This window comes from Pyruvatibacter mobilis (assembly GCF_012848855.1).
Classification (GTDB): Bacteria; Pseudomonadota; Alphaproteobacteria; order CGMCC-115125; family CGMCC-115125; genus Pyruvatibacter; species Pyruvatibacter mobilis.
This window is the reverse complement of sequence record NZ_CP051630.1, coordinates 980441-992444: the sequence shown is the minus strand read 5'-3', so window position 1 is coordinate 992444 and position 12004 is coordinate 980441. Positions and strand designations below refer to the sequence as shown.

Genomic DNA, 12004 nt, shown 5'->3' with positions numbered 1-12004 from the left:
CCGCGGGGCCGCGCACCATAAGGACTGGACCCCCATGACGCGACCCAAAATCGGCCTTGCCCTTGGCGGCGGCGTGGCGCGCGGCTGGGCGCATATCGGCATCATGCGCGTGCTGATGGAAGAAGGCATCCGCCCGGACATCATAGCAGGCACCTCCATCGGTGCCGTGGTGGGCGGCTGCTACTCGGCGGGCAAGCTGGACGCGCTGGAGGACTGGGCCCGCAGCCTGACGCCGCGCCGGATGCTGGGCCTGCTCGATCTCAATTTTGGTGGTGCGGGGCTGCTGTCAGGCATGAAGCTGGCAAAGCTGCTGGAAGAGAATATCGGCGACATCGAATTGCAGCATCTCGGCACCCGCTTCGTGGCGGTGGCAACGGAACTGGCGACCGGCCACGAAATCTGGCTGCGCGACGGCCCGCTGGTGCCGGCCTTGCGCGCCTCCTATGCTCTGCCCGCCGTGTTCAACCCCATCAATATCGAGGAGCGCTGGCTGGTGGACGGGGCGCTGGTGAACCCGGTGCCTGCCTCCGTGTGCCGTGCCTTCGGTGCGCGCCTGGTGATCGCCGTATCGCTGGGCTCGGACACCTACGGCCTCGGCATGGTGACCGAGGGCGACAAGGTGGAGGGGATGGATTTCGGGTTCGAGGAAAAGCGCGAAGGGCGCCGTTCCATCGGCCGGGCCATGGTCTCCCGCGCCACCCGGCCGGACCGGGAACTGGTGCGCCAGCTATTTGGCTGGGACAGCAAGACACCGGGCATTACCACGGTGATGATGGGAGCCCTCAACATCATCCAGGACAGGCTGGCGCGCATGCGCCTGGCCGGTGACCCGCCGGACGTGATGATGGCCCCGCGCATCGGCCACATCGCCCTGAGCGATTTCCACCGCGCATCCGAGTGCATCAAGATAGGTGAGGACGCAGCCCGCCAGGCCATCCCGGTTATCCGGGAAGCAATGGAGTTCCTCGGCGGCAAGCCGGACATGTCCGGCGCGCCCGTATCGGAATAGGCCCGCGCCGATGACAGGGGGCTGACGGGCGGGGTTCCGTCGGACCCCGGTCAGCCGCTGGCGATGTAGGCCTTGAGAGACTCGGCTTCGAGCTCCGCGTCCGCGATGCGGCGCTTCACCACGTCACCGATGGAGATGATGCCGGCCAGCTTGCCGTCTTCCACCACCGGCAGGTGACGCATGCGCCCGGAGGTCATCATTTCCATGAGACGCTCGGTGGTGTCCGCCGCGGTACAGGTGACCACTTCGCGGGTCATGTAGGCAGCCACCGGCTCTTTCAGCGCGTCGCAGCCGCTGCCTGCCGTGGCACGCACGATGTCGCGCTCCGACAGGATGCCTGCCACGCGGCCGGCAAAATCCGTGACCACCACGGCACCGATACGCCGCTCGGCCAGGACGCCCGCTGCGTCCTGCAGGGTCGCATCCGGCGAGATGGTCGCAACCTCCCGCCCCTTGTCCTTCAGGATGCTCGATACAGTCATCACACGCTCTCCCTATTCAGCGATGATGAATCCGACGCACCGTCCGCGCCCGGCTGCTGCTTTCCGCCGTTCCGCCCGCTTGCCCGGTCTCGCGCCGGTCTGTTCCGGCCATATGGAGCCGTTGTGCATCGGGGCGAAGCTGCCCGGCAGCGGAGTGCCGCCGGAATGCGGAGCTGGCCTACCCGGGCCGACTGCGCGTATGAAATCGAAGTATGAGCGCGACATTCCGTCGCGACAAGGAGAGAAAATGAACAAGGTCAATGGTTTAGGTCAGCGGCGCTGACGCATTCAAACAAATTTGGCGTCAAACCAAGGAAAAATGCGCGCCGCATTTAAGGCCAAATGGGTGCTTAGGGCTGGGGATACAGGCGGGCGCACGCCCCGCGCGAGGGAGGAACAAGCTGATGATTCTGCGACAGGCCTATCTGCGCCGCCTGCGCGACGACCTCGACCGCTGGGCCCAGAAGGGCCTCGTGGACCCGGCCCGCATCCCGGCAATCCTCAAGGAAGCCGAAGGCAGCGGCAGCGAACGCGGGCTGACCTCGATCCTGGCCGTGCTCGGCGTGATCCTGCTGGGCTTCGCCGCCATGAGCTTCGTCGCCGCCAATTGGGGCGAGATGTCGAAGCTCGCCAAGCTGCTGATCCTGTTCGGCGGCATGTGGGCCTCGCTCGGCGTTGCCATCTGGCAGGTGCGCGCCAACGGCACGGAGCACCCGATCTATGCCGAGGCGGCGATCCTGCTTGCGGTCAGCCTGTTCGGCGTCGCCATCATGCTGATCGGGCAGATGTACCATGTGGGCGGCGAGTATTCGGGCGGGCTGATGCTGTGGATGGCCGGCGCGCTGGTGACCGCCTGGCTCGCCCCCTCCCGCGCGGCGCTGGCGCTGGCCATCATCCTGGCCCCGGCCTGGAGCCTGGCGGCGCTGATGGAGAACCCGGCCTCCCTCCACTGGCAATTCGTGATCCCCATGAGCCTTGCAGGCCTGCTGGTGGCGGAGATGGGCTGGCGTGCGGGCGCGCATTTGCTGCTCATTGCCTGGGGCGTCTGGGCGGCCATCACCGGCGTCTGGCTGGTGGGCGAGCGGGAATGGACAGGGCCTGAAGCCTTCGCGGTGGGAGCTCTGTTCGCCATTCTGGTTACCGCCAAGGGACACCTGCCCCTGCGCCTCATCGCGCCCTTTGAGGATGCGATGATCCACTGGGGCCTGCTGGCAGCCCTTGGCAGCGGCGTGCTGATGCTGCTGGCAAGCGAAGACGCCCAAGCTCCGCTGACGGAGTATCTGGTGGTGGCGCTCATCTTCACGGGCGCCGCCGTCGCCACCATCGTCATGGGACATCAGGCGAGACGGCTTACCTATCTGGATGCGACGGCGCTTGCCGCGATGGCGTTCTTCACGCTGGCCTATCCGTATCTGCTGGCGGCAGCGTCAGCGGTGGAGTGGTTGCTGGTGATTGCCCTGTTCGCCGCGGCGATCTGGGCGGTGAGTTACGGCATGCGGACCCATGACCGGTTCAGCACCAATCTCGGCTTCGTCCTGTTCGCGGGCATGGCGCTTTATGTCTACCTCCGCACCGTCGGCACGCTGCTCGATACGTCGCTGGTGTTCATCATCGGCGGCCTGCTGCTGATCGGGCTCAGCATCGGCATTGCCCGCGTGCGCAGACAGATGCTGACAGGCAGCACGGGCACGGGAGACGTCTCATGACCGAAGCACCAATTGAAGCACGAGCCGGATGGCTCACAGGTTTTGCCCGCGGCGGCTACCGCGTCTGGGGGCTGGCGCTGGCAGGCGTTCTCATGACGGTGCTTCTGGCGCAGATCGTGATGGAGCGCGTGGCAATCCTGACCGACGGCGCGGAAGTGCGCCTGGCGACAGCGCCGGTGGACCCGCGCGACATTTTCCGTGGCGACTATGTGATCCTCAACTACCGCATCTCCACGCTATCCCTGGAGGATCTGACGGACACGCCGGAGGCCTTCACCGAGGGCGGGCTGATCTATGTGTCCCTGAAGGAAGGCGCGAACGGCATCTGGGAGCCCGTGGCTGCAGCACCCACCCTGCCCGGCCATACCGCAGGCGTGGTCACCATCCGTGGCCGGATCACCAGCCTGAGCCAGACAGGGCCCGTGACGGCCATAGGGGAGGCGCCCCGCCCCCTTGAGGACGCCACCGGCATTCGCCTCCGCGTGGATTACGGGATCGACCAGTATTTCGTGCCGGAAGGAACCGGCCCCGCGCTTGAAGCCGACCGCAACGAAGGCACGGTGAGCGTGCTTGTGGCGGTGGCCGAAAACGGAAACGCCGCCATCAAGGGCATTGTCCTCAATGGCGGCGATCCGGTCTATCTGGAGCCGCTGTTCTAGCAGCAACTCGGGCATTCACATCAGGCGACGATCAGTCGTCGGCCTTCTCATCCGGGAAACGGTTGAGCGGGAACGGCTTTTCGTTGGTGTTGAACGTCACATAGGCAAGACACTGCCAGACGAACTTGATGAGGTTGCGGCTGAAGGTCTTCAGCTCATTATTGGCTTCGCCGCGGATCAGGATCACCACGAACTGCAGCGCACCGAGGAAGATCGAGATCGAGAAGGCCAGATTGCCGAGGAACCAGTAACCGAGCATGAACAGCAGGCGTACCCAGAGGGCCTCGTCGCCATTTGCATCGGACCCGATGCGGCGGGTCTCGCCGTCCGGATTGGGGGTATCACCGGGTGAGGAAGCGGTTGCATCGCTCATTGTGGGGGGTCTCTCCTGAGTTGGGGCACACCAGAACCGTGCGGTAGTCGGGCCATGATCCGGGTTTGTGACCGGCCGAAACGCGGCCCGAGGGCCGAAGCGGGCCGCCAGCCGGTTTGACAATCGGGCTGTCGGATCAGGCTCATCCGCTTGCTCTGGATTTGGGGAAGTCCGTAAGCGGGTTCAATAGGTTACCCGCTATTTTGCGCATCTTTCCTGTTATTCAGCCCCCTATTCCTCCGACGCGACGCCCGGGTCGAAGCGCGGGAAGAACAGGATGCCCGCGATGAAGCCCGCCACATGGGCTTCCCAGGCGATGTTGGCGCTCTCCCCCGCAGCCCCCAGGCCGATAAGCCCCGTGAGCAGGGTCAGCCCCAGCCAGACGGCGCTGAAGACAAGCGCCTGCCCGCCCGCCAGCGCCTTGTGCGCCGGGCGCCGGGGCACGGCCCGAAGGGCTTCGGCCGAATAGTCGAAGCCGAACCGCGCCAGCGGGCCTGATCGCTCGAACACGAACAGCGCAGCGCCCGCAATGACACCGGAAATCGCACCGGATGCCCCGACAACAGGAGCAAGCGAGCCTGCCTGCGCCCCCGCATAGGCCACCCCGGCAATCACCCCGCACAGAAGATAGAAAGAGATGAAGCGCACGGCCCCCAGCCTGCGGGCCACCGGCGTGCCGAACGCCATGAGCCACACCGAGTTGAAAATGAGATGGAGCCAGTCCGCGTGCAGGAAGGCGTAGGTGACAGGCGTCCACAAATCCGCCCACAGACCTCCGGGAAAGGAGTAGACCGCCCCGTCCACGGTGGGGGCGTAGCGCGCCGGGAACAGCGCAAAGGTGAGGATCAGCTGGAAATCAGCCTCCCCGGACAGGAACCCCCGCGCCAGGTGAATGCCGAACAGGAGCGCGACCAGCCCCACCAGCACGCCGGGCGCGCGAAACGCCGGATAGGACGGCCGGGCGCCGCCACGATCAAAACCTTCACTCATATGGGGATGTCCTGTGTATACGCGATTTCGGTCAGGCCGCAGCCTTGAGGGCGGCTTCGACCAGCTCCAACCGGTCATTGCCGAAATACATGTCCGTCTTGTTAACAAACATGGTGGGCGACCCGAAACCGCCGCGCTCGATGACTTCTTCCGTATTGGCCCGCAGACGGGCCTTGACCGCGTCAGAAGATAGCGCGGCCTGGAACGCGTCCCAGTCGAGACCGACCGTGTCGCAGATCTCCTTCAGCACATCCGGCTGGGAAATGTCCTTGAGGTCCCCCCAATAGGCTTCGAATGCCGCACGGCTGTACGGCACGATCCTGCCCTCGTCCTGCGCGAAGATGGCCCCGCGCATCACATCAACGGCACGGACGGGAAAGACCGGCGGCTGACCGATCTTCACCCCGCAGAAGCGGGCCCAGTCCCGCAGGTCCTTAACGTAATAGCGGCCCTTCACCGGATGAGGATTGGCCCGGGCCTCATAGACCGCCTCGTTAACCTTGTTGAAGATGCCGCCCACCAGCACCGGGCGCCACTCGATGGTGGCCCCTGCCCGTTCGGCCACGGCCTCGACACGCGAAAAGGCCAGATAGGTCCATGGGCTGGAGACGTCATAGAAGAATTCAAGCACGGCCGGCATCGGCTCACTCCCTGCGTGGGGGCTTCAGCGCCCCTTATGATGGGTATGTCAGATCGCGCGCAGGATGGCGGCTGGTTAATGCCCTTGGCAAGGCCGCAAGGGCACCGCGGGTAATCCGCCGCGGCGGGGTGTCCCTATGTGGATGTGCCCATCTGGCCCATTCGGGACGATCTGCCGGGCCGGATGTCCCGCTTTGATCCAGAGCGGGACAGCCGAAACTGGCACGTTCCGGCACCCGGAGATTAACACCCGAACCAGCTTAAAGGCCGATTGGCGGAATTGCGCCACTTCCATGGTTAATCCGCCTTCGGATCAAAGCTCTGTGGGCTGGCATGGCCGTTGCTCTCTTACCGGCGTGCACCGCGTTGGTGCGCATGAACCGAAGGAAAGCGACACGCCATGCTGGGCACGACGCAGAAAAAGAACCGGACACGCACGCAGGCCGAACTGGCCGCGCTCGTTGCCGGCTGCGCTCTGGCCCTGGGCCTTTCCGCTCTCAGCCTGACGGCTGGTGCGGCGCTCGCGGCCAACGAGCCGTGGGAAGAAGGCCTGACCATGAACACGCCTTTTGGCATGAACCCTGGTGAAGAAAATCGCGCCTTCAACCCGTCCAATCGTGATGTGAACGGCAACCGTGTCCTCGTCAACCAGTACTCGCAGTACAGCAACACTGCGGGCGTGGCAGGCGAAGGGTCGGGCGTCGGGTACGTCAATGGCTCGGCAGCAGCCATCGGCAACCAGCTGAACGTCGTGACGAATGGCAACAACAATACAGTGATCGTCAACTCTACCCAGATAAACAATGGCGATCAGGAGGCCGTTATCCTCAATGGCACGCTCGATCTTGATTAAATCCCCGACCAACACCCGTTCCGCCCTGCGCGGCATCGCCATGTCCTTTGGTGCGCTGGCCCTCGCCGGCTGCATCAGCCCCGTGGCCGGCCCCAGCGGCACTTACGCAACGCCGATCGGCAATGCGCCGGTGATCAGCAACGAAACGCCGTACTCCACGGCGCTGCGCTGCATGTCCCGCCAGGTGCGTGGCCGCGGCATGGCCGGCCCGCGCATCGCCGTCGGCCAGATCGCCGATTACACCGGCAAGGAAGAATTCGAAGGCGGCCGCAAGGTCACCCAGGGCGCTGCCCTGATGGCCATCTCCGCCCTCGCCAAGGCCGGTGTCCGCCTCGTTGAGCGCTTCGATACGGGCGTCAGCGAGCTGGAACTGAAATACGCCAACAACAAGCTCATCGGCGACAATGGCGCCGAAGGTGCCTACCGCCAGGTGCATGCGGGCCAGATTCCGGGTTCGGACTATTACCTGGTCGGCGGCATCACCGAGCTGAACTTCAACATCCGCTCCGGCGGCCTGGACGGCCTGTTCTCCGAAGAGAGCGCCACCGGCACCACGGCAACCCTGGTTGCCAAGCAGTATGTGCTGAATGTCGGCCTCGACCTGCGCCTGGTGAAGACCTCCACCCTCGAAGTGGTGGACGTGATCTCCTACCAGAAGCAGATCATCGGCCGCGAGCTGCGCGCCGGCGTGTTCGACTTCTTCGGCGGCAACCTGATCGACATCGGTGCCGGTGAAAAGGCCCTCGAGCCGATCCAGCTCGCCGTGCGCTCGGTCATCGAACGCGCCGTGCTGGAAATGATCGGCAGCCTGAACGGCCTCGGCCCGGCCACCTGCGCCGGTGAGGATCCGCTGGGCGACGGTCAGGCCATGGCATCCAACCGCTATGTCAACGAGCTGAACGGCTCCGCGACCACCGTGAAGGTGCCGCACGCCACCGCCGGCCACACGACCCAGACCTATGCCACTGCCCCGCAGGCCCAGGCTCCGCAGGCCCAGGCTCCGGTCTACTACAACACCAACACCCAGGCCGCGCCTGCCGCGCAGCCCGCCCCTTACACTGCTCCTGCTTCTTCCGGAGGATATGACTATGCAACGCGCAATCGCCCGTATGGCTGGTATGCCGGTTCTGACGGCCGCGTCGATAGCGGTCTGCGTGGCTCTCTCTAACGGCGCAGCTGCGCAGGAAGCCACCACCGACGCCACTGCCACGACCACTGTTCCGGTCTCGACCGTCCTCAACGGCCAGATCAACCTGAACAGCGTCATCGCCGACATCAAGGTTGTCTACGACGACGGCTCCGGTGTCGACGCCACGGCAGCGGCCTTCGCCAACGACTTCACCGCCGTCACCCGCGGCTCGACCCTGGACCTGACCTCGACCCAGACCAACGAGGCCGCCGTGCAGGCAAATGTGGATGTGACCGTGGACGAGATCGACGGCTATACCGGTGCCAACTCGCTGGCCGTGTCGAACAAGATCACGGCAGGTGCCAACTTCGCCGGTGGGGTCATGAACGTGACCCAGACCGCCAATGCGGAGACCAGGGCCACGACGACGATCACCGCCTCGGACGGCTGGGGCAAGACGCAGGGCACCGCCACCGCGGTGGCCAACTCCGCCACCGGCGCGGTCGCAGGCTTCGGCAATCCGGCCCCGCTTGAGGTGAACAACAACCAGACGAACAACGCGCTTTCCAGCGCAACGGTCAACTTCAAGACCGACAATACCAACCATGCTGCCTTCACCGGCCTCAGCGCCACGGCGATCGGCAACTCGGCAACCTACGGCGCCGATTTCTAGCGCCACCTTCTTTCGAGCAGCGCCCGACACCGTCGGGGTTGAGGGCGCACATACTCAAGGGGAGACCTTCGGGGGGTCTCCCCTCTTTTTTTGCGCTGAGCACTGCGCACTGAGAGATGTCAGACACCGCGCAGCGGCAGCTGGCCGGTCATGCGGGCGGCAAAGGCGATGATGTCCTCATCGCTGTCACCCACCTGGACCCGCCCATCGACCACCAGCATGGATGCCCCATGCACCAGTGACCAGGCCGCCGTGCAGGCCGTGTCGATCTCCTGCGCTGTTGGGGCATCACCGAGACAGGCTGTTACGCCTGCGCGCAGCATCTCGTAGCTGTGCGCCGCGGTCTCAAGCAGCTCCGTATACTTGTCCTTCGCCACGAAACGGGGCCCGTGCATGAGGCGGAACAGAGCCGGGTTGCGCACGGCAAAGAGAATGTAGCCGGCCCCCAGCCCGCCCATATGCGCGCCGCTCGTCCCGGCATCACGCGACTGGGCATCCATATGCGCTGATAGCTCGGCAAAGCCTTCAGTGGCCAGGGCCGCGAGAAGCGCGTCCTTGTCCTCGAAGTGATGATACGGCGCGGCCTGGCTGACACCGGCCGCCCGCGCAACGCTGCGCAGGGACAGCGCTTCCGGTCCCACCTCCTCGAGCAGCGCCCGGGCCGCAGCAAGCAGCTCGCGCTTGAGATCTCCATGGTGATAGCTGGCGGATTTCCGCCCTTTTCGTGTCTGTCCTGTCATGCAGTCAATTTAATCTTGACAGCGTTCAGATGCAACATATCTTAACACCGTCAAGATAGACACTATGCGCAGCCTCCATGGCGCGCCAGACCGGGAGGGTCTCATGCCTCGCAGCTCCAAGCCTCGCAGTTCCAGTCCCACTGTCCGTTTGAACCGACGTCAGGCGCTCACCGCCACAGCCGGCGCCAGCGCGCTTGCCTGTCTGCCGCTGGGGAAACTCCCCTTCACCTCGCAAGCAGCCCCCGGAGGTCTCATGTCATCCGCCCATGCCGCACAGCCCTCACCCACCCGCGCCCCTGACTGGCTGGCGCTCCTCGGCACGTCCGAGCAGGGCGGCCGCGACTACACCCCGGAAATCGAAGGCACCCTGCCCGACGGCCTCGCCGGCGTGCTCTACCGCAACGGCCCGGGCCTGTTCGAGCGCGGTGGCCATCGCAAGCAGCACCTGCTGGACGGCGACGGGCTGGTGCAGCGGCTCTCGATCCGCAACGGCAAGGCGCATTACCGCAATGCCTTCGTGCAGACGCCGAAATATATGGCGGAAGAACAGGCGGGCGTGTTCAAGCACGCGACCTGGACCACCCGCCGCCCGGGCGGCATGCTCTCAAATCTCATGGGCGGCGACATTGCCAGCCAGGCGGGCGTCACCGTCTACCCGGTGCATGGCAAAATCGCCGCGCGGGATGAGGGCGGCGACACTTTCCTCCTCGACCCGCGCAGCCTGGCTACCACCGGCACCCAAAAGGTCAGCGCCCTCAGCGGCGGCTACAAGGCACATGCGAAACTTGATCCGGACACGAATGAATGGATCCTCGCGGGCCAGGGCTTCGGGCCTTCCATGTCCCTGCATGTGGCGATCTATCGACCGATGCTGGAGAAGGTGCGCGAGTTCAGGTTCGATGCGCCGCGCCAGGTCTATATCCACGACTTCCTGGCCACGAAGAACCACGTCATCTTCGTGCTGCATCCCTGCCACTTCTCGCCCTTCGGCTTCCTCGCCGGCATGAAGAGCCTGACAGATAGTCTGAGCTTCAGCCGCGACGACGGGACCGTGCTGGCCGTGGTGCCGAAAGACGGGGGCGCGCCGCGCTATTTCGACGTGCCCGGCTCGTTCATGTGGCATGCGCTCAACGCCCACGAGACCGGCGGCGAGATCATTGCCGACATCGTGGCCTATGATGCGCCGGACCATTTCATCGGTGACAACCCGTTCTTCGCGTCTTTGATGCGCGGCGAGATGGGCAATGCCGAACATCCCGGCACGATCCGGCGCTATGTGCTGTCACTGGAGACGGGCGCTGCCCGGGAAGAGATCCTTGATGGCGGCAATCACGAATTCCCCATGACGGACCCGCGCGTGCAGCTCAGTAACCACCGCGTCGGCTATTTCGCCTGCGGCGGCGTGGGCGGTCTCAACAGCGGCATCAAGCGCATGGACATGCAGACCGGTGCGACCCAGCTCTTCGACTTCGGAGCGGACAATGTGCAGGTGGGAGAGCCTGTCTTCGCCGCACGGGACGAGACTGCCGGTGACGTTGATGAAGGCTGGCTGATCGCCCAGTGCCTTGAGGCCAAAAGCAGGACGACCTTCTTCGCCGTGTTCGACGCCCGGCACGTGGAAGACGGGCCGCTGGCGAAGATCCGCCTCAGCCACCACGTCCCCATTTCCTTCCACGGGGCATGGACGGGCCAGGGCTAGGCACGTGCGGCCATCCCCAACCATCGGGATCACTTACCTGAGGCGAGACAAAAAAATGCGGGCGTTCCGGTCCCCCAACCAGAACGCCCGCGGGTGCGATGAGGGCAGCGCTCAGGACAGGAAGCGCGCTCTCATCTGGTTCCCCTCTCGGAACCCCACTTGTGACTAGTAGACGCGGCCGCCGACGCCGCCGGTAAGCACCAGGCCGCCGAGATCAGCCGCCGTGCCGCCATGGCCGGAGGCCGACGCAGCGGACCCGCGATGGATCAGAACCTCCGCGAGCGGACCACCAGCAAGGCGCGCGTGAGCAAGATCGGCCCGGCGCTCTTCGGCGGCGCAGGCAAGACGGCCGGACTGGCCGAAGCGCAGTGCTTCACCCGGCTGGCACTCGATCACGAACCCATCCGTATAGTCGGCACGGCCATTGACCCACTCGCCAACCGTGGCGCCCAGGGCAAAGCCATCCGGGCAGCGGAACACTTCGCCCTTGTAGTCGACGCCGATTTCGGCAGGCGACACTCGGATCGCGTTGGACAGACGGCCCTTCACGTCAATGCACTCGGCCTTCACGGGCTTCGGAGCCTGGGGCTGCACGACATTGATCTTCGGAATCTCGATGGCCGGGGCCTGCATGATGACATAGGACGAGCCACCGCCACCGCCGATGAAGACGGTTTCGTTGTTGATGACCTCGCGCTCGATGATGGTCGTCTCGCGGATGGTCTCACGCTCGATGATGGTTTCCTTCTCGCGGAAGGTATCCGTGCCGCCGTCCTTCTTGTCGCGCTGGCCATTGAACATGGGCACATGCACGTTGGGCACGGGGACCGACACGTTGAAGACATGGGTGGAAATCTTCGGCACGCCAACGGAGATGTTGGGGGCGTGCGGCATGGACGGACGGTGCTTGCCGTAGCCGCCGCCCTTCTCGTCACCGGCGATGGAGGCACCGCCCAGCACCGTTGCGCTCAGAGACACCGACAGGGCGGTGACGGCAGCAATCCGGATCACGTGTTTCATTTTGGCACTCCTGCGGGCCGTATCCGGGGGAG

General features: G+C 65.0%; 13 protein-coding genes. 7 read left to right on the top strand and 6 right to left on the bottom strand.

Translation table 11 applies throughout. The annotated features are described in order from the left end of the window. Positions 1-34: 34 nt before the first annotated feature. The gene (locus HG718_RS04600; protein WP_160588875.1) at positions 35-1009 is read left to right on the top strand and encodes a patatin-like phospholipase family protein; all 975 of its coding nucleotides are present in this window, start codon (positions 35-37) and stop codon (positions 1007-1009) included. Between the two features lie 50 nt (positions 1010-1059). Here the strand turns inward: HG718_RS04600 and HG718_RS04595 are convergent, their stop codons facing one another. Continuing rightward, on the bottom strand, positions 1060-1491 hold the full coding sequence (locus HG718_RS04595; protein WP_027842015.1) for a CBS domain-containing protein: 432 nt from the start codon (positions 1489-1491) through the stop codon (positions 1060-1062). Between the two features lie 404 nt (positions 1492-1895). Here HG718_RS04595 and HG718_RS04590 point away from each other — a divergent pair, with 404 nt between their 5' ends. Beyond that, positions 1896-3197, top strand: a complete 1302-nt coding sequence (locus HG718_RS04590) for a DUF2157 domain-containing protein (RefSeq protein WP_160588876.1) — start codon at positions 1896-1898, stop codon at positions 3195-3197. After that, the gene (locus HG718_RS04585; protein WP_160588877.1) at positions 3194-3856 is read left to right on the top strand and encodes a GDYXXLXY domain-containing protein; all 663 of its coding nucleotides are present in this window, start codon (positions 3194-3196) and stop codon (positions 3854-3856) included. The genes HG718_RS04590 and HG718_RS04585 overlap by 4 nt, the downstream gene beginning before the upstream one ends. A 31-nt stretch (positions 3857-3887) precedes the next feature. Here the strand turns inward: HG718_RS04585 and HG718_RS04580 are convergent, their stop codons facing one another. From HG718_RS04580 to HG718_RS04570, 3 genes are all read right to left on the bottom strand, one after another. Then, entirely contained in the window at positions 3888-4229 is a 342-nt protein-coding gene (locus tag HG718_RS04580) for a DUF4389 domain-containing protein (protein WP_160588878.1), read from the bottom strand. 231 nt (positions 4230-4460) lie between these two features. Next, positions 4461-5219 carry a rhomboid family intramembrane serine protease gene (locus HG718_RS04575; protein ID WP_160588879.1) on the bottom strand — a complete coding sequence of 253 codons (759 nt, stop codon included), beginning with the start codon at positions 5217-5219 and terminating at the stop codon, positions 4461-4463. A gap of 31 nt (positions 5220-5250) precedes the next feature. Next, complete coding sequence (locus HG718_RS04570; RefSeq protein WP_170080222.1) at positions 5251-5850, bottom strand: 2-hydroxychromene-2-carboxylate isomerase; 600 nt, start codon at positions 5848-5850, stop codon at positions 5251-5253. Positions 5851-6258: 408 nt separating this feature from the next. Here HG718_RS04570 and hfaA point away from each other — a divergent pair, with 408 nt between their 5' ends. Genes hfaA through HG718_RS04555 form a run of 3 tightly spaced genes read left to right on the top strand, consistent with a single transcriptional unit; the run spans position 6259 to position 8513 of the window. Continuing rightward, the gene (gene hfaA / locus HG718_RS04565; protein ID WP_160588881.1) at positions 6259-6711 is read left to right on the top strand and encodes a holdfast anchoring protein HfaA; all 453 of its coding nucleotides are present in this window, start codon (positions 6259-6261) and stop codon (positions 6709-6711) included. After that, entirely contained in the window at positions 6689-7879 is a 1191-nt protein-coding gene (hfaB, locus tag HG718_RS04560) for a holdfast anchoring protein HfaB (RefSeq protein ID WP_160588882.1), read from the top strand. The genes hfaA and hfaB overlap by 23 nt, the downstream gene beginning before the upstream one ends. Then, the gene (locus HG718_RS04555; RefSeq protein ID WP_160588883.1) at positions 7866-8513 is read left to right on the top strand and encodes a hypothetical protein; all 648 of its coding nucleotides are present in this window, start codon (positions 7866-7868) and stop codon (positions 8511-8513) included. Before hfaB ends, HG718_RS04555 begins: the two co-directional genes overlap by 14 nt. Before the next feature lie 119 nt (positions 8514-8632). On the opposite strand, the gene HG718_RS04550 is transcribed toward HG718_RS04555, so the two are convergent. Further along, a complete protein-coding gene (locus HG718_RS04550) occupies positions 8633-9253 on the bottom strand; it encodes a TetR/AcrR family transcriptional regulator (protein ID WP_160588884.1) in 621 nt (206 codons plus the stop codon). 253 nt (positions 9254-9506) lie between these two features. Between HG718_RS04550 and HG718_RS04545 the strand changes: the two genes are divergently transcribed. Next, positions 9507-10952: a carotenoid oxygenase family protein gene (locus HG718_RS04545; RefSeq protein ID WP_160588885.1), complete on the top strand. Its 1446-nt coding sequence runs from the start codon at positions 9507-9509 to the stop codon at positions 10950-10952. 165 nt (positions 10953-11117) lie between these two features. Here the strand turns inward: HG718_RS04545 and HG718_RS04540 are convergent, their stop codons facing one another. Then, on the bottom strand, positions 11118-11972 hold the full coding sequence (locus tag HG718_RS04540) for a hypothetical protein (protein ID WP_160588886.1): 855 nt from the start codon (positions 11970-11972) through the stop codon (positions 11118-11120). Between the last annotated feature and the right edge of the window lie 32 nt (positions 11973-12004).

What these genes read in the sequence shown, in the direction of transcription:
- hfaA (WP_160588881.1), top strand. Translation starts at nt 6,259, where the DNA reads ATGCTGGGCACGACGCAGAAAAAGAACCGGACACGCACGCAGGCCGAA.
- HG718_RS04590 (WP_160588876.1), top strand. Translation starts at nt 1,896, where the DNA reads ATGATTCTGCGACAGGCCTATCTGCGCCGCCTGCGCGACGACCTCGAC.
- HG718_RS04600 (WP_160588875.1), top strand. Translation starts at nt 35, where the DNA reads ATGACGCGACCCAAAATCGGCCTTGCCCTTGGCGGCGGCGTGGCGCGC.
- HG718_RS04545 (WP_160588885.1), top strand. Translation starts at nt 9,507, where the DNA reads ATGTCATCCGCCCATGCCGCACAGCCCTCACCCACCCGCGCCCCTGAC.
- HG718_RS04580 (WP_160588878.1), bottom strand. Translation starts at nt 4,229, where the DNA reads ATGAGCGATGCAACCGCTTCCTCACCCGGTGATACCCCCAATCCGGAC.
- HG718_RS04585 (WP_160588877.1), top strand. Translation starts at nt 3,194, where the DNA reads ATGACCGAAGCACCAATTGAAGCACGAGCCGGATGGCTCACAGGTTTT.
- HG718_RS04575 (WP_160588879.1), bottom strand. Translation starts at nt 5,219, where the DNA reads ATGAGTGAAGGTTTTGATCGTGGCGGCGCCCGGCCGTCCTATCCGGCG.
- HG718_RS04550 (WP_160588884.1), bottom strand. Translation starts at nt 9,253, where the DNA reads ATGACAGGACAGACACGAAAAGGGCGGAAATCCGCCAGCTATCACCAT.
- hfaB (WP_160588882.1), top strand. Translation starts at nt 6,689, where the DNA reads ATGGCACGCTCGATCTTGATTAAATCCCCGACCAACACCCGTTCCGCC.
- HG718_RS04540 (WP_160588886.1), bottom strand. Translation starts at nt 11,972, where the DNA reads ATGAAACACGTGATCCGGATTGCTGCCGTCACCGCCCTGTCGGTGTCT.
- HG718_RS04595 (WP_027842015.1), bottom strand. Translation starts at nt 1,491, where the DNA reads ATGACTGTATCGAGCATCCTGAAGGACAAGGGGCGGGAGGTTGCGACC.